The organism is Mesorhizobium qingshengii, from assembly GCF_900103325.1.
Lineage (GTDB): Bacteria > Pseudomonadota > Alphaproteobacteria > Rhizobiales > Rhizobiaceae > Mesorhizobium > Mesorhizobium qingshengii.
The window spans coordinates 1-17,036 of the sequence record NZ_FMXM01000031.1; the positions used below are offsets into that span (position 1 = coordinate 1).

Genomic DNA, 17,036 nt, shown 5'->3' on the forward strand with positions numbered 1-17,036 from the left:
CACGCGTGGCGGGGTCGACAAGCCTTTCCAGGTCGCTGAGAAGTGTCGGATCCGTCTGCGTCAAAGGTTTGCGTCCGGCACCCTTGCGCCGGATGCCGCCAAGAGCTGAATCCGGCGCCGCGCCGCGCAGTTCCCGCAATCCATATCCGATGGTGCTACGCGCGATCCCCGTTGCCGCGGACACCGCCGCGATCCCGCCCCAGCCCGCGGTGAGCGCTTCCGCCGCCGCAAAGCGGCGACGACCACGCTCGTCCAGCACGGGGCTAACCGCATCATAGCGGAGCTTTATAGCGGCGACATCGATCACCGCCCATGTCTACAAAGCAACGCAGGATTTCGGAATCCCCCAAAACGAGCTTTATCGATTCAGCAATTTATCGACGTGTCCTTAGCGTTGATTTCCGCGACGAGGTAGCTCTCATTGACGACTTTGCCCTTTGCTGTCGTTGCGGCAAACGCGTATCCGGTCGCTATGAGCGCGGTGCCAACGTCGATTGTTTCGCCATTCATCTGCGCGCCGCACACGACAAAGACCGCTTTATCGAGGGCGTAGCCGATTGGCTGGCATGTTACCGAGGCGCTATCGAATAGGGCAGCGAGGTGCGCCAGCGAGATGTTCCCGCAATCGAGTTTGTTCCCATTTGGCTGTTCAGCCCACGTGCCTCGAAGACATGACTGCATGCCATAGAGCCGGAAAATGTGATTTCCCTCGCGCCAGGTATCTCCGGTCAGCAGTTGAGCTGACTTCGATACCACGAAGGGAGCGGCGGAATCGGAAGCATCCTGCGCCTGTGCCGATACGCATACCGAGAATGCCGCCAGCGCTGCAAAGCTCGCCTGTTTCATTCCTGGAACTGTCCACCGAGCTCGGCGGAGTGCTCCAGATCGGGGCGCAGGGACTTGCCGTCCTTGTTGCGTCCGATGGCCGCCATTTGGAAGAAAACCATTTCGTCATCGTCGTAGGCGACGTTGTACGGGTCGTTTGTGTTGCCGGCACCCACGAGAGAGAAACACGACACGGCGTCGGGTTCGCCCCTCCTGCTCTGCAGCACAAGTGTTTTGCAAAGCACGACAGAAGCACGATCGTTGTAGATTCCTTCTTCATAGTCCTGCGCCGCCTTCGTGCAGTCCCACTCCTGCGTCTTGTAGGTAATCTTTGGTTTTGGGCAGGCCGCAAGGCCGCGCAGTCGATACGTCACACCGTTGATGACGCGCTCGGTCGCCGACGGCACCTTGACCGGCGCGATGAGGGTCGCCGCATCGCGCTGAAAGAGCGCGCCTTTGGCATCGTAGCGCTCATAGACGAACACCTTCTCGCCCGGCTTCGCAAACTGGAGCAGGTAGCGCTCCGACGGCTGCGCGAAGGCATTTGGGGCGTCGGCGCCGGCGGCATAAGCCACGGCACCCTGGAGCAGCAAAACCGTGCAAAGGGCAATCTGTTTCATTCGAAATTCGTCCCTGCGGTGCATATCGTGTTGACACTTTACTAGGGCTGCGTGTAGCCATAGTAAAGTGTTAAATTTTGGCGACAGTATGAACACTCGAACAGCTCTCCTGCTCACCCTGTGTGGCGCTGCAATGCCCTTCGTGGCGCACGGCCAAGACCGGGCATCAGACCGCGTAGCAGTCGCCTTTGCAATGCCGGCGCAAGTCCTTGCCGCCGTCGGGGCGCAAAGGCCGGGGGCGTGTAAGGCCGGAAATCGTGCAGAGGTCTCCCAACTTGTGCGTTCCATCGCGCAAGACGAAGGGTTCGACGCCGATCTGGCCGAGGCGATTGCATGGGCTGAAAGCGATCTCGGCGCCAGTCAGGGTCCGTCTAAGGCCGGAGCCCTGGGGATCATGCAGCTGATGCCGGCCACGGCGGCCGGTCTCGGCGTGCGGGACCGGTGCGATACGCAGGCAAATGTCCGGGCTGGCCTTCGCTATCTCAAGTCACTCTATGACGAGTTCCAGGATCCGCTGCTGATGCTTGCGGCTTACAACGCCGGGCCCAACAGCGTCTACAAGGCGCAAGGGATTCCGGTGAATCCGGAGACGGCTGAATACATCGTGAAAATCTTGAACCGCTGGAAGTTCGGCGGTGTCGTGAAGAAGTCCACCCTGCCCACCTCCGAAATGCTCGCGGCCACTCCGCCAGCAAACGGGGACGCTTGGCAGGATGGCCATGTCATGGATTTCGGCAACTGAAAGGAGCCAAAGGGTGGAATACAGGAAAGCGGGCATGTTTGCCCTGAAACTGGCCTTGGCCTCGGCGGTCGGAATAGCGCTCGCGCCAGCCACCGCGTACGCCCAGTCGGCGGCACCAGTCGAAAACGTGCTTGAGTGGTTCGTCGGAGTTCTGCAGGGCAACATAGCGCGCTCATTCGCCATCATCGCGGTCTGCTTTCTCGGCTTCCTCGCCATGACGGGCCGGCTGGCGTGGATGATGGCTTTTTCCATCATCATCGGCATCGCTCTGATCTTCGGCGCTGCCCAACTGGTGGATGCGGTTCGCGCGACCGCGGGAGGCAGCTGAGGCATGGACGACGAGGAAGTCTATGTCGAGCCGGTCAGCCTGCCCCTGACACGCCCCCCGATGAAATGGGGGGTGCGCTACGAGGTTTTCGCGCTGAACGGCATCCTGGCGGTGATCGCCTTTATCGCCACGAGCAGCTTCATCCTCGGTCTTGGCGTGTTCGGCGTGGTGCATCTGGTCAGCGCATATCTGTGCCAGCGCGACCCCTACATGTTTCATATTTTCGAGCGGCGCATCTCCAAACGCGGAGCGGTGGCGAACCTTACTTTTTGGGGCGCGAGGAGCTATTCGCCATGAGCCTCGACGCCGACCTGAAATTCGGCCGTGAGCGCCGCCGCGAAAAGCCCGCGGCGATGCACATCCCCTACCTTCGCCATGTCGATGACAATTTAATCGTGACGAAGAGCGGCTTTCTGGTCGGCGCCATCCAGCTCAGCGGCCTGCCGTTCCAAACGATGGACCAGGCCGAGTTGAACAGCCGAATGTTCAACCGCAACACCACGTTCCGCAATCTCTCGACCTCTCGCTTTGCGGTCTACACAACGATGATCCGCCGCCACGTGACGCCGGAGATCGAAGGCGACTTTGACAATCCTTTCGTGGCCGAGCTCGACGCCCGCTACATGGATGAGCTTGGGTCGAAAAACCTTTTCGTCAACGAGGCGTATCTGACGGTCATACGCCGTCCGATGGTCGGCCGGGTCGGCTGGGTGGACAAGGCGCTCAATGCATTCCGCGTCAGCACCGCCGGCGAAGAAACCCGCGAAGAGGCAATTGCCGAACTGCATGACACCCTTGACGGGATGGTCAAGGATTTCACCGCTTATGGGGGGCGTCTTCTCGGTGTCGTGAAGCGCCGCGACAGCTTCTTTTCCGAGCCTGCGGAATTTTTGGCGAAGATCCTCGCGGGCGGCATCGAGGTGGAAATGCCTTTGCCGCGCATGTCCCTCGGCGATGTTCTGGCGACGCGGCAGCTGTTTTTCGGCAAGTCGGCGCTGGAACTTCGGGGTCCGGACCAAGCCAAGCTCGGCGCCATCGTGTCAATCAAGGAATACCCACCGTTCACCGCACCGGGCTCTTTGGACGGTCTGTTGCGCTTGCCGCATGAGTTTATTCTGACGCAAAGTTTCGCGATCGAAGACCGTGTAACGGCGATGCGCAGGATCAACACCATCGCCAACCAGGTTGAGGGTTCCGACGAGGCGGGCACGACGGTCGAGGATTCCGTCCACGACGGCGCCGACAAGCTGGCCGGCGGCGAAGTCGTCTTCGGACAACATCACATGAGCGTCATGGCATTGGCGCAGGACATGACTGGGCTCAACCGTGCGCTATCCGACATCACGGCCGAGCTTTCGCGCATGTCGATCGTACCGGTCCGCGAGACTCTGAACACGGAATTGGCCTTCTGGGCGCAGCTGCCGGGAAATTTCAGCTACATCGCGCGACGTGCGTTGATCTCGTCGCTAAATTTCGCCGGTCTTTTTTCAGGACACAATTTCCCGTCCGGCCAACGCGAGCGGCTGCATTGGAAACGCCCTATCGCTTTGCTCGAGACGACCAGCCAGACGGCTTACTATTTCAATTTCCACGTTCACGATGTCGGGCACTTCACGGTGTTCGGCCCGACCGGCTCGGGCAAGACCGTGGTGCTGTCATTCCTGATGGCGCAGTCCATGCGCATCACGCCCCGGCCACGATGTGTCTATTTCGACTATATGCGCGGCGCTGAAATTTTCGTTCGGGCGCTCGGCGGTCGCTACGAGGTGATGGAACCTTCTCAGCCAACCGGGTTCGCGCCATTGCAGCTTGATGACACGGCAGAAAACCGTTCTTTCCTGGAAGATTTGCTCCTCTACATTCTGACGCCGGAAGGCGGCGCGCTGGACGTGGCGGAGATGCGCGTCATTAACGCCGCCGTCGACATGGTCTACAAGATTCCGCGCGAACAGCGGACCTTCGATTTGCTGCCGGAAGTGCTACGGGGCTCGCTCATGCCTGGCATGAACGATCTGGCCGCGCGGATAGAGCCCTGGCTCGACCCGAAGGACAAGGGCTGGCTTTTCAACAATCCCGTCGATCTAGTCGATTTCTCGAAGCCCGTTGTCGGGTTCGACATGACGAAGATCCTGGGCGATCGCAAGCTGCGCTCGGCGGCGTTGCTCTACATCTTCCATCGTCTGGAAGACGTCATCGACGGCTCGCCGATCATGCTCTTCCTCGATGAAGGTTGGAAGCTGCTGGACGACGAGGTTTTCGCCGCTTTCATCAACGAGACGCTGAAGACCATTCGTCGCCGCAACGGCGTGGTCGGCTTCGGCACGCAGACAGCCGAAGACGTCGTCAGTTCCTCCATCTCGTCGTCACTGATCGAGCAAACGAAGACCAACATTTTCTTCCCCAACCCGAAGGCGAGCAAGGAGTCCTACATGGAGCGCTTCTCGCTTACAGCGAAGGAATTCGAGTTCGTGCGCCGAACCGCGAAGGAAACACGCACCTTCCTCGTCAAGCACGACAGCGACTCGATCGTAGCTAGGCTCGATTTGTCGGCAATGCCCGATCTTATCAAGGTGTTGTCCTCGAACGAAGCCAACAGCAAGGAATGCGCACGGCTGCGGGAAACCTTCGGCGACGAGCCGGAGATGTGGTTGCCATACTTCTGCGGATGGGAGGACGAGCATGACGAAGCGGCTTAGCAGCGCCTGTCTGGCCGTGGCTCTCGGGACAGCGGGAAGCATGACCGCAGCTGTCGCTCAGATCGCGGTCATCGACGGACCGAACCTCGACAAGCGGCAAGAGGACGAGCAGCACAGTACGAAGTCGGATGAGGCCAAGAGGGACGAAACCGACAAGAAGAAAAGCGTCGTCTGCACCTACTCGAACAAATACCGCTCACAGATGTTTCGCAGGTCGCCTGCCGAAGCGTTGCAGCGCGACGCGGGCAACGTGAAGATGATCCGCTATTATGCGCAGAAATACGGCGTGCCCGAAGGCCTGGCGCTGTCCGTTGCCTATCAGGAATCGCGCTTCGACACGTGCGCCGGGAGCCACACCGGCGTCAAAGGCGTCATGCAGCTGACCAAGGGCACCGGTAAGTCCATGGGACTTGACCGTGACGTGAACGAGCAGAATGTCGAAGGCGGCGTCAAATATCTCGGAATGGGCGTGAAGCAATGCGGGGCGACGAACTATAGCTGTCTCGCCTCCTTCTACAACGGATCGAACGCAGGCGAGCAAAGCCAGTGGGCCGGCGGCGTCGGCCGTTGGAACAGCTACTTCAACGAATATGTATCGAGCGGCAAGGCTCCGGCCGCCGCGCCGCCACCATTCTCGATCGTAACGGCCGACGGCGCAGGCGGCACGGCCCAGGACGCGGCTATGGGCACGGTGAGGAAGGCGGCTGGCGGCCTCGATGCAAGCTCATCGCAGATGGGCGCCAACGACGCGGCAATCGACGCGCTGGCGGGCAATGTTGGCCAGGTGACCGAATACAAGGACGCTTGGGAGCTGAACTCGTCGGCTCGTGGGATCAACGCCGATGTCACCAACCAATACCTCGCCCAGGCCGGGGATTTTACGGCGTTGCTGGCCCAACTTCTATCGTTGCAGAATGTTCAGGCATCGCAGTCGTCCAAGCTGGTGCAACAGCCCAAGAGCGGCTCTCCAAACCCATTCTCTTGTGATCCCGCGGAACTGGAACGATTGAAGATCGATCGCGGCCGGTGGCTGCCATGCGCGGTTGAGAACGCGAGGGCAGGCTCGGCCGACAGCCGCTCGATGGTCATCACCAGTGATCCTGCCGGCGCTGCCAGCGTGATCGATTCTCTACAGCAATAGGAGGCTGACATGAAGAAATTCGCGATTGCTACCGGCATGGCGCTTTGGACGAGCGCGGGCTTTGCACAGATTGCCGTCATCGATGGCGCCAATCTCGATGTCGCCCGCAAGAATGCGGAGAACACCAACTCCATCATGGATTCGAACAAGGATATTCTGAGAAAGAGCCAAGAGATCCTGCAGGCTCTCAGCGGCAGTCGTGACGGTTCGCTCGGGATTGGACAAATGGGCCTCGGCGGCAATATGTCGATTGCCCAGGCTCCGTCATTCGGATCGATCCTGAACGGCGGCGCACTTTCGTTTGGTGGCCTGTCGCCCGAAATCCAGAAAATCGCTGGCGCCGTCATCAATGGGCTGCAGCTGGTAAAGCAGCTCCAGCAGATTGCCGGCAAGGAGACGAGCGCCGTCAACTCAGCCTACGGCGGCAGCGTCAACGTGGCCTCGCTGCTAAGCGCGCTGACGTCGCAGGCCTCGCAGGGCGTCACCCAGCGCCAACAGTCCCTGCAGTCCGCGAGCGGGCAGATTGGGCAGTCGCAGGACGTCAAGGGATCGGTGGACCAGAACACACGGATGCAGCTGGAAAACGCGCGCGCGGTCAACGAATTGATCGGCGTCCAGAATGGCGCGGTCGCGGCCCTGAATGAGAAGCTGAAGGGAGATCTTCTTCGCCAGAGCCAGGTGCAGAAGATGATGACGCCGCGCAACGTCAATCCGTTCGCGGAATTTGGCAAGAGCGGAGGCTAGCGCTTGTCGAGGCGGGCGTTGCGCATCTGCGCTGTGATTGGGCTCGGCGCAGTGCTTTTCGGATGCGCTAATCGCGAACTGAAAGCGCCGTGCGGGCCTTTGGCGTATGCCGACGTCGACGAATGCGGCCCGCTGAAGCCGGTCAATTCAACGCCGTTCGCCAGCATCATTGACGAGGATCCATGAACGGTCTTGCCGAAAGCATTCTCGGTGGCATTGACAACATCGGCGAGGACTTCGTCCGCACCGTCTATATGCAGTTGGGCAATGCGATGGGCAACGTCTTCACCCTCATGCTCACCCTCTATATCGTGTGGTGGGGCTATTCGATCCTGAGCGGGCGAGAGTCGATCTCGCCGCTCGAAGCGGCCTATCGCCTCGGCCGCGCCGTCATCATCTATATGCTGCTGACCGGATGGGGCACATTTTCCGCGACGATCTATCAGCTCGTGCAAAGCATTCCAGATGAGGTCGGCAAAGTGATCGTCGGCGCCGTGTCGCGAGCCACCGGCAATCAGCTCAGCGACCAGGCGGCAATTCCAGCGCTTATCGACAATCTCTACCAAGGGGCACAGGACGTCGCCAATCAGGTCTATAGCGGATCCTTCTACGACATTTTTGGCGCGCTGCTGTCGCTGCTCGTTCTGCTTTCAGCCATCATCTTCGCAGCGCTTGCCATTGCCGCAATCATCGCCGCCAAAGTGATGTTGTTCATCACACTGGCCTTGGCGCCGATATGGATCATTCTCTGGCTTTACCGCTGGTCCTCGCGCATGAGCGAAGGCTTCCTTTCGCTCACGACCTTCCTGATGATTCAGCAAGTCCTGATCTACGGCTTTCTCGGCTTCTACTTCTCGCTCGTAAACGCGGCGCTGAACACCGCCACGTCCGGTGGAGCGACCATGGACAGTAAGATGTCGCTGGTGCTGCCCTTGGTGCTGGTGACGATCATCGGGATCTACGTTCTCATGCAGATCCCATCGATTGCTTCGATCCTAAATGGCGGCGGGTATCTGAGCACCGTGGGCGCCCGCTACTCGTATGGGAGGTTCGGCAGAAACGCCGTGCGCTACTCCGGTGCTCGATGGGCCGCCGGCCGCGCCGCTCGGGGCGCCCGGCAGCTCGCGGCAAACAACTTCCGATCTCCGCGAGCAGCAAGGGCCGATGCCGCAACTCGGTCCGCCATCCAGCAAGGTGCGCGCGATAACGCCAGGCCTCTGGCCTAGAACACAAGAACGATCATCGATCGCGGCCCTAGATCAGGATTGCGTCGCGCAAACGAGGCAATAGTAAAGTGTCAACACCATCGGAAACGACTGCTAACAGCAGCAGCGAACTCGTCGACAAACGCTATTACAAGGCAGGCGCGACCTGGGAAGACGACACGCACAGGTCAATGCGGCGATCGCGTACATTGGCATGGATCGTCAGCGGCGTTTCCGGACTGGTGGCGGTGTTGTCGCTGCTGGCGCTCGTGCTGATCCTGCCGCTCCGGCAGTTCGAGCCGTATGTTGTGGAGGTCGACAAATCGACGGGCTACCTCGAGATCATGCGCGCGCTGAAGCCTGGAGATTTGTCCCAGAACGAAGCCGTCACGGCGGCCAATCTGGTGCGCTACATCAGGGCCCGCGAAACTTACGATTCCCGTGAACTGAAACAGAATTACGACCTGGCGCAGCTCTACTCCACCGATGCGGCGTCCAAGGATTTGACTTGGGCTTTCACGCCCGCAAATCCGCAATCGCTAGACAAGACCTATGGCAGCAATGTCACCATATCGGTCGAGATCAAGTCCGTTTCCCTGCTCAATCGCAACACAGCCTCGGTGCGCTTTGCCACGACGACGCGTCGGGACAATTCGTCCACGGCCGACAATTGGGTGGCGGTGATAAAATTCCGCTACACCTCGACGCCGCTCAAGAACGAATGGCGTTTCGACAACCCGCTGGGATTTCAGGTTACGGATTACCGCCGCGACCAGGAATCGGCGCCGGCCGCCGGGAGCCTGCAATGAGATGGCGCGCGGGCCTCACCCTGTCGGCCGCCCTTCTGCTCGGCACAATTCATGGCGCGGCCGCACGCGACGGCCGCATCCGATACGTCACCTTCAACAATGACGACGTGACGTCGGTGCGTGCAGCTCTCGGCATTTCGACGATGGTCGAGCTCAGCCCGACCGAAGTCATCGAAACCGTCTCCGCCGGCGACACGAAAGGCTGGTCGATCATCCCCAAACGCGGATCACGATTCCTCTTCATCAAGCCGCTGGAGCGCGATGCTTGGACCAATGTCAACGTTGTCACCAACCGGCGCGTCTATTCCCTGCTGCTGCAGGCTACTGACAATGACCGGGACCGGGCATCCTTCCAGGTCCGGTTCAAATACCCGGACGAGGATATCAACGCGCGGTTGCTCTCACAGGCCAAGGAGAGCGCTGCCGATCCGGATTTGAAGGATCTGAACTATGCCGATCTCAACTACGACTATGCCTACAAGGGCGACGACAGCTTGAAGCCGCGCACCGTATTCGACGACGGCACGAAGGTGTTTCTGGAGTTCAAGGGTGACATTCCGGCGATTTTTGTTGTCGACGACAAGCGCCATGAGTCGCTGGTCAACGTTCGCACGCAGGGCAAATACACCGTCATCGACAAGGTCGCACGGCAATTCACCTTGCGAGCCGATGGCAAGACGCTCTGCCTGTACAACCGCGCGCGACCCAACGCCATCGATCCCGTCGAGCAAGTCTACGGTCCAACGAAACTGACAAGCGGTTCCACCCTGTTCGGATCCAGCGGAGGGCGCTGATGACGCAGATCGATTATAACCAACTGGACGGCAGCCCAACGGTCGCGCGCCGTGGTGCGGGTGTGGCTACGAGAATCGCGCTGGTCAGCCTCGGCGTGGTGCTAGTAGGCGCGCTGATATGGCTGAACTGGCCTCGGGAGCCGGTATCGCGCGATCTTCGCAGCGAGGACGAGGAAAACTTCAACCCGCCGGAGTTTCGTCCACCGGCGTTGAACGAGCCGCCTCAACCTGCCGACGGCACGATCGACCAGATCGTGGTGCCGCCACCGGCCGCCGAGCAGAATGGCACGCAGCAGGCTGACAATGTCGATCAGACCGTGCAGGAGGGCGCCGACCTTGATGCGCAGCGGCGGGCACTGGAGGCGCAAATGGCGGCCGAGGAGGCTCGTCGCAAGGCCGAGGCGGAAGAAGCCCGCCGCAAGGCCGCGGCTGAGGACGAGGCTCGCCGCAAGGCCGAGGCCGCCGAGCACGAAAAGGCAGTGTGGGAACGCCTGCGGTCGAACCAGATGGTGACGAATGATGAAAACGGGTCGACGAATGCCGGCGCCCAGGCAGGACAGGTCGAAATCGCGCCCGACGGTCAGATCGTTCCGGTCCCCGGCGCCGACACTGACCCCAACAAGGCATTCCTAGCGCAGTCTGAGGCAAGTTCTTCCGGTATCGTCAAAGCCAGGGCCTTCCGACGCACCGATGCGTTGATCCCTGAAGGAACGATCCTTCGCGGCTATCTGGAAACCGCTGTTAACACCGACCTTCCCGGCGCCGTACGCGCTGTCGTGCGTGAAAATGTCTTCTCGCTCGACGGCAGGCGGATCCTCATTCCGAAAGGCTCGCGACTGACCGGGGAATATCGCTCGGGGCTTGCGCGCGGTCAGAAGCGGGTTTTCATCGTCTGGAACAGGGTCATCCGCTCGGACGGCATTTCCGTCGATATCAAGTCACCCGGTGCAGACGCGCTCGGCCGCGGCGGCATGGGCGGCCGTGTCGATACGCACTGGGTTGAACGGTACGGCAACGCCATCATGCTTTCCGTCGTTGGCGGCGTCTCTGAATATCTGTCCTCGCTTGGCGACAGCAGCCAGGATGGACAACAGCGCCAGGTGTCGACAATCGATCCCGTAACCGGTGAGACCACAACCGTAACTTATGGTGACAATGGCTCGCAGCGCGATGCCCGCAGCATCGCCTTTGACAAGTCATCGACCGCCCTGCAGCAACTTGCGCAAGAGGCGTTTCGCGACACGCAGAACATTGGCCCGACAGTCTACATCGACCAGGGCACATCAGTTGTCGTGCTGGTGCGGCGAGATCTCGATTTCTCGGATTTGTACGCCGATCCCGTTCAGGAAGAAGTTGCACGAATGAAGGCAGGTGGGCGGCCGAAGACCGCGATTGATCCGACGCCTCTTTACGCGACGCCAAAGGATCATTTTTATCCTGGCTATGGGAGCCCGGTGAAATGAACGCCGTGCATCCCCTCCCCGACCCTTGGGCAAGAGCCCCGGTCCTGCGTGCTCATCTGGAGCCAATATGGTCCTATTTGAACGAAGACTCAGTTTCCGAGATTGCGATCAACAGGCCGGGTGAATTGTTCATCGAACGCCTCGGCGCCAAGGAAATGGAGCACATCGTCAAGCGCGAGGTTACGCCCGGCTGGATTAGGCATATCTCGACGGGCGTCGCCTCGGCGACAAATCAGGTCATCAACGAAGAAAAGCCGGTCCTGTCTGCCGCGCTACCCTCGGGCGAGCGCATCCAATGCATCTTGCCGCCGGCGGCTCCCGAAGGCGGGGCGATCTCAATCCGCAAGCAGGTCATCATGGATATGAGCCTTGATGCCTACAAGGATCTTGGCGCATTCGAGAATACTGCGATCGGCAGCGGCCTGGCGCTTTCAACCGAAGAAAAGCGACTTGTCGAAATGGTGCACGACACGTCGCCGATGGACTTCCTGCAGTATGCGGTGCGCAACCGCGTCTCGATCGTCGTTTCAGGCGGTACATCGACCGGCAAGACGACGTTTTTGAATGCACTCTTGAAGGAGATCCCGGCTCATGAACGGATCATCACGATCGAAGACACTCGCGAACTGAGGCTGCCGGCTCCCAACAACGTCACCCTGATAGCCTCAAAGGGCGACCAGGGCCTCGCCAAAGTCTCTGCGCAACAGCTTCTCGAGGCCTCGCTTCGCATGCGACCTGACCGTCTGTTATTGGGCGAGTTGCGCGGCGCTGAAACCTTCGCGTTTCTCCAGGCGATCAACACCGGCCATCCTGGTTCGCTCACGACCGTTCATGCCAATTCCGCCCGGTCCGCCTACGAGCGGCTGGCGCTCATGGTCATGCAGGGCAGTACGGGGCTCTCACGCAGTGAAATCCTCGACTATTTGCGCGAGGTCATTCCGGTGGTCGTCCAGATGGTCCGCACCGAAGGCGGCCGGCGCGGCATCAGCGAGATCAAGTTCACCAAGGCGGAGACGATCTAGCGAGGCCCACCCATGCAGAAAATCGCAACAGCAATTTTCATGATGCTTATGGCGCTAGCCCTGGGCGCACTGCTCTTCACGGTCGCCTATGCCGCGACTGATTGGTATCGGACTGGCGCCCACGTCCTGTTCGACCAGCTGAACGCCAATCCCTGGCCGGTCGTTCGTCAGGCCTGGGCGGACACGATGGTGAGGAATTTTGACCGGGTACAATACGCCGTTGCAGCAGGCGCATTAGGGTTTCTGTTGCCACTGGTCAGCTTGTTTCTCATGCGCCCGAGAAAGCGCAATGACTCTCGCTTCATGACCATGAGCGACGTATCAAAAACCGGCCTGACGAAAGTGGGCGGCGTCTTCGTCGGTCGCGCCGGCGGCAAGCTCACCGAAATTCTGTCGCCCAGCCGCGATCACAGCTCCGGCAAAATCCGCTTGACGCAGCGCAAGCTGATTGGTGGCAAGAAATTGTGGATCGATGGCGATGATATCGGCGGCTTCGTCATCGGCCCGCCCCGCTCGGGCAAAGGCACGTCTCTCATCATCCCGAACGCCTTGACCTGGCCGCATTCGCTCGTGGTTCTCGACCTGCGCGGCGAGACCTATGCGGCGACTGCCGGTTACCGTTCGACCATGAGCCGCGTGGTGCGTTTCGCGCCAGCTGATCCGGACGGCAATACCGCATGCTACAATCCGATGGACTTCATCTCGCTGGACTCAGCACAGCGCGACATCGACCTTCGCAACATCGCTGCGGCGTTGTTTCCGCGCCCCCCGTCCAACGCGGATCCCTATTGGGTCAACGACGCCCGCCTGCTTTTTACCGGCATCGCGTCCTTCGTCATGGAATCGACTGCGATCCCGAACGAGAAGAAGACCTTTGCCACAATCCTCGAGATCATGAACGGCGCCGAGCAGCCGCTCCTGGAGTTCATCGGCTCGCTGCGCGAGGAACGCCGCCGCGAATGTTCGCATTTTACGCTGCAAACCCTGTTGCCGTATTTCGAAATGTCTGAGCGGCAGTTTTCCGGAATCTACGCGGGCGTCCGGACCGGCATGGCCCCCTTCCTCAACGAGCGCCTGATGCGAGCTACCTCGCGCAGCACGTTCGATATTCGCAAACTCAAGCGCGACCGGGTCTCTCTCTATCTCGACGTACGGCGCGAGCAGATCACGTCGCTTGGACCGTTGTTCAACGTCCTGATTACACAGATGATGAACTTCATGTCGGAAACCATGCCGCGTCCGGAAGAGCATCCGGTGCTTGTGCTGCTCGACGAGTTCCAGAACCTCGGCAAGCTCGAGAACGTGACCGAAATGGCGAGTGTGCTTGGCGGTAACGGCGTTTCGATGTGGTTTTTCGTGCAGTCGCTAAAGGCGGTAGACGAAATCTATCGCCAGGAAGGGCGCAAGACGCTCATCAACGCTGCTCGCGTGCAGATCTTTTTCGGTGCGCAGGACGCGGACGATCTGCGTTACGTTTCCGAGCAGCTCGGCGAAACGTCGGACGTGCAAAAGGACGTGACGCGCACCAAGGCGACGTTGTTCGACACCTATTACACGCGCTCGGAGCACCGTAAGGAAGTGCGGCGGCCCTTGATGAGGCCAGATGAAATCCGTACGCTCGACAAGAACAAGGTCATCATATTGCCGCGTGGGGAACTGCCGATCCTCGGCACCCGCAATTTCTATTTCGCCGACGGCCAGCTCGCCAAACGCGCGTTCATGCCCCTACCCGCCTCCACCGACGCTTCGCGCACGAAAAGCCCTGCATTGGACGCTTCCGCGGCGGTTCCATCTCCTGCGCTCCCGACGATTGTGCCGACAGCACCCACGTACCGCTCAGGCCTTGAGAAGACCCGGCTGCGGCGCGGCGCGACATTTGCAGCAAAGGCAGGCCGTATAGCTCCGCCTTCGGGCCGGCGCGCAATCGTGAAAGACCGGCTGAATGTAACAGTCGCCGCAGCCGTAGGAGGTCATGCCGTCATAGATTTTGCCGCTTTGGCAGCCAAAGCGGTGACAACACGCATAGCGCCCGACAAAGAAGCGGCGGTTTCGGCCATCCTGAACAAGGTGCGGTCTCTGCGCGCCAATGCATCCGACACCGAGACTTTCGATCGAAATCTGAGCATCGTCGAAGAAGCTTTGCCTGATCTAGTCGATGGGTAGGCTAGCATTCCGATGCGGCGGAGAAATCATTGTCTACCGTGACCTTGTTCGTCATGGCGGCGGAGGACATTGCCGCGCGTTTCGGGCGGTGCCGAGGTCTCAATCGAGCGCATATCGATGTCCGCCTTCACCGGCTCAACCGCGGAGCTGGATACGCTGGCGGATCTGCTGGTAGATTTGAATCTCGGCTTCGTGTGCGACCTGCACGACGATGGCAAACCGTTGGCGGTCGAGCTCCGTCGCCCACCCGGCTTCGCATCGAACGACGATGTAATAACGATCGCCGTAGTTCGAAATGTCGGTCTTGAATGTCGCAGTAGCCGACTGGAGCGTGCTCTTCTCCCTCGATTGCGGCCCGGGGACCATCTTGCACTGGAAACGATTTGCGATGTCGGGGACCGCCTCTTCGCGTGGCCGGCGGCGATAGTGTTCCGAAATCAGCGCCGGCTCGCATCCCCGCACAAGGCGGAAACTCATACCGACGCCGGCATAGTCGTTGCGACTGTGACGGACCGGCGGATCGTACGCGAGCGAAATACGAATCCTGCGCCGGCCATTGGTGCTCTGAAATAGTGCTGGGACCGGCAGCTCATAGATGGCGAAATGATCCATAGCCAGCTCGTCTTCCGCATAGAGCACGACGCGTGCGTCATCGGAGAATGCGGCGTGCTCAAGATTGATTTGCCCGTAACCACACACGTTCCGGATGGCGTCCTCTCCCAACGGCGACAAACGCTGGTGTGCAGCCTCAGGCACAGTCGCCGAGGTAGCAAGCAGTGCGCGCACGAGGTTGGCCGACGCCTCTGGAAACCGGGACAGCACCTGCGCTGCCTTGAAGGCGACGATCGGCGCTGCATAGGAGGTGCCCGAGCCGCTGGTGATCAATTGCTCAATCGGGCGATGATGAAGCGTCAGCAGACCGGCGCTCGCGACGTCGCGGCCGTCGCGCAGTCTCTGAACGAGAGGGTCGACAATCATCGTACCGCCGAGATCTATGAAATCCGGCTTGACCGACCCTTCCACTCCGGGCCCGACCCGGGTAAATGGGGACGGCTCGCCGTCCTGCGTGATGGGCCGCACCGCAACCTCTGCGCCGAGCCTCGCATCGAGCCCGTTGCCATGTGCGAGGGACCCGACCGTCACAACGTTGATGGCGCCGCCGGGCTCAAAAAGCCGATTGCCTTCTTCGGTTAGGTAGCGGGGATACTCCGTCACGGCCTGTTCGATCCTGTTGCCGGCACGCGGGGCACGGTTGCCGGCCGAGACGACGATCACAACATCGAGCTCGCGCGCGAGTTCATCCAGTGTCGCGGCCCAGGTTCCGACTTTCCCACCGTCATAGACGCGCTTGCGGTCGGCCAGCGCGATGACAAACAGCCGGCATCCAAATCGAGCGTGAAGCGCAATGACCGCTTCTCGCATCTGAGAGGGCACCAGTCGCCGCTCATCGAAATTGCCGCGTTCGTTGACGACCTTGGCGGAACAAAGACGCGCCGCGCGCGCGAGGGCACCGCCGGCAAGCTGAGCTCGAAGATCTCCGAATACAGCCACGCCGCCGACGCGCGTTCCATGCCCCCATTCGTCGGCAGTGCCCAGACGTTCGGGAACGCCGATCGCGCCCACGAGGATGTCCTCGATTAGGGGATGATCATTGACGCCGCTGTCGATCACGCCGATGAGCGGCGCGTCTTCACCGACCGGCCCACGCTCCGGCAGCTCGCCGAGTTCGAGGCGCATGGCTTCTGTAGTTGCCACGTCCGGGGACGGCGGAAGGTCGATGGACGCGACGTCCTCCAGCGACAGCAACGATCGAAAAACCTCTCCGCTGGCGCGGATCCGCGCCATGGTGATCGACGGCCCGATATACTCGTCGAGCCATTCGCCGCCGCGAGCGACCACATAGGCTTCGATGTCGCCAAGTTTACTCTGACGTAGGTCACGTCGGCCGAGATCCCAGAGCTCCAGATCGGCGACCAACTCACCGACGGCGTCGAAATCTTCGGGCCCGGTGTAGCCCTCTTCCCTCAGGCGCACCCCAATCCGGTCTCTCGGATCGACCGTCCCAACCGATGCAATCGAGGCGACGAAGTTCGCATATGGAGCGCCCGCCTGGCCAGCGGGAATAGGACCGCCATAGGCATCGATCCGCGCCCGGAAGTCACGCAACTCGTCGTTTGACGAAAAGAGGACAAGAGTTCGGTCGGCGTCGCTCGATAGCACCGTTAAGCCTAGAGCCTCCCAGTCGCTTTCGAGCAGCGAACCCGTCATTCGGACGCGAAGGATCAGGGATGGATTGACCGTCCCAGGAGGCCGCCGACGCTGCTGAACCGCGACCGCATCGTTGAGCTCCTCGGTGATCCGGCGGCTGTGATAAGGACGGTCGCGCTCCGGTGCTGCACCAAAGCCCGGGCGCTTGCGGCGTTCGAGTTGCTCCGGCAGCCTTGCGAGCTGCAAATGGTCGTACCGGGCCATTAATGCGGCCTC

General features: G+C 60.6%; 15 protein-coding genes and 1 pseudogene. 11 read left to right on the forward strand and 5 right to left on the reverse strand.

The features are described 5' to 3' along the window. The 3 genes and pseudogenes from BLS48_RS31125 to BLS48_RS31135 form a co-directional block, all read right to left on the reverse strand. A pseudogene (locus BLS48_RS31125) lies at positions 1-307 on the reverse strand (ISAzo13 family transposase); the annotation flags it as partial. A gap of 59 nt (positions 308-366) precedes the next feature. After that, positions 367-846, reverse strand: coding sequence for a thermonuclease family protein (locus BLS48_RS31130; protein WP_051726964.1), 480 nt, complete (start codon positions 844-846; stop codon positions 367-369). Continuing rightward, positions 843-1,445, reverse strand: a complete 603-nt coding sequence (locus BLS48_RS31135; RefSeq protein ID WP_038654457.1) for a hypothetical protein — start codon at positions 1,443-1,445, stop codon at positions 843-845. The genes BLS48_RS31130 and BLS48_RS31135 overlap by 4 nt, the downstream gene beginning before the upstream one ends. A gap of 193 nt (positions 1,446-1,638) precedes the next feature. Here BLS48_RS31135 and BLS48_RS31140 point away from each other — a divergent pair, with 193 nt between their 5' ends. From BLS48_RS31140 to BLS48_RS31165, 5 genes are read left to right on the forward strand one after another with little or no spacing between them, the layout of a single operon-like run. Beyond that, positions 1,639-2,187, forward strand: a complete 549-nt coding sequence (locus tag BLS48_RS31140) for a lytic transglycosylase domain-containing protein (protein WP_208604700.1) — start codon at positions 1,639-1,641, stop codon at positions 2,185-2,187. Positions 2,188-2,221: 34 nt separating this feature from the next. After that, positions 2,222-2,515, forward strand: coding sequence for a TrbC/VirB2 family type IV secretion system protein (locus BLS48_RS31145; protein WP_038654697.1), 294 nt, complete (start codon positions 2,222-2,224; stop codon positions 2,513-2,515). After that, positions 2,419-5,211, forward strand: coding sequence for a VirB4 family type IV secretion/conjugal transfer ATPase (locus BLS48_RS31155; RefSeq protein ID WP_244529981.1), 2,793 nt, complete (start codon positions 2,419-2,421; stop codon positions 5,209-5,211). The genes BLS48_RS31145 and BLS48_RS31155 overlap by 97 nt, the downstream gene beginning before the upstream one ends. A 40-nt stretch (positions 5,212-5,251) precedes the next feature. Then, complete coding sequence (locus BLS48_RS31160) at positions 5,252-6,352, forward strand: transglycosylase SLT domain-containing protein (RefSeq protein ID WP_051726961.1); 1,101 nt, start codon at positions 5,252-5,254, stop codon at positions 6,350-6,352. Positions 6,353-6,388: 36 nt separating this feature from the next. Further along, the gene (locus tag BLS48_RS31165) at positions 6,389-7,096 is read left to right on the forward strand and encodes a type IV secretion system protein (protein WP_244529983.1); all 708 of its coding nucleotides are present in this window, start codon (positions 6,389-6,391) and stop codon (positions 7,094-7,096) included. Here BLS48_RS31165 and BLS48_RS35855 read toward each other — a convergent pair. Continuing rightward, on the reverse strand, positions 7,093-7,266 hold the full coding sequence (locus BLS48_RS35855) for a hypothetical protein (RefSeq protein ID WP_167365320.1): 174 nt from the start codon (positions 7,264-7,266) through the stop codon (positions 7,093-7,095). The genes BLS48_RS31165 and BLS48_RS35855 overlap by 4 nt on opposite strands. A gap of 12 nt (positions 7,267-7,278) precedes the next feature. Here BLS48_RS35855 and BLS48_RS31170 point away from each other — a divergent pair, with 12 nt between their 5' ends. From BLS48_RS31170 to BLS48_RS31195, 6 genes are all read left to right on the forward strand, one after another. Further along, positions 7,279-8,322 carry a TrbL/VirB6 family protein gene (locus BLS48_RS31170; RefSeq protein WP_038654449.1) on the forward strand — a complete coding sequence of 348 codons (1,044 nt, stop codon included), beginning with the start codon at positions 7,279-7,281 and terminating at the stop codon, positions 8,320-8,322. A 68-nt stretch (positions 8,323-8,390) separates the two neighbouring features. After that, on the forward strand, positions 8,391-9,110 hold the full coding sequence (locus BLS48_RS31175) for a VirB8 family type IV secretion system protein (RefSeq protein ID WP_038654446.1): 720 nt from the start codon (positions 8,391-8,393) through the stop codon (positions 9,108-9,110). Then, a complete protein-coding gene (locus tag BLS48_RS31180; protein ID WP_051726959.1) occupies positions 9,107-9,904 on the forward strand; it encodes a TrbG/VirB9 family P-type conjugative transfer protein in 798 nt (265 codons plus the stop codon). The genes BLS48_RS31175 and BLS48_RS31180 overlap by 4 nt, the downstream gene beginning before the upstream one ends. Next, on the forward strand, positions 9,904-11,367 hold the full coding sequence (gene virB10 / locus BLS48_RS31185) for a type IV secretion system protein VirB10 (protein WP_051726958.1): 1,464 nt from the start codon (positions 9,904-9,906) through the stop codon (positions 11,365-11,367). Before BLS48_RS31180 ends, virB10 begins: the two co-directional genes overlap by 1 nt. Beyond that, the gene (gene virB11, locus BLS48_RS31190) at positions 11,364-12,389 is read left to right on the forward strand and encodes a P-type DNA transfer ATPase VirB11 (protein WP_038654443.1); all 1,026 of its coding nucleotides are present in this window, start codon (positions 11,364-11,366) and stop codon (positions 12,387-12,389) included. Before virB10 ends, virB11 begins: the two co-directional genes overlap by 4 nt. Positions 12,390-12,401: 12 nt before the next feature. Beyond that, positions 12,402-14,552 carry a type IV secretory system conjugative DNA transfer family protein gene (locus BLS48_RS31195; RefSeq protein WP_038654440.1) on the forward strand — a complete coding sequence of 717 codons (2,151 nt, stop codon included), beginning with the start codon at positions 12,402-12,404 and terminating at the stop codon, positions 14,550-14,552. 135 nt (positions 14,553-14,687) lie between these two features. On the opposite strand, the gene BLS48_RS31200 is transcribed toward BLS48_RS31195, so the two are convergent. After that, positions 14,688-17,024, reverse strand: a complete 2,337-nt coding sequence (locus BLS48_RS31200; RefSeq protein ID WP_038654437.1) for a S8 family peptidase — start codon at positions 17,022-17,024, stop codon at positions 14,688-14,690. Between the last annotated feature and the right edge of the window lie 12 nt (positions 17,025-17,036).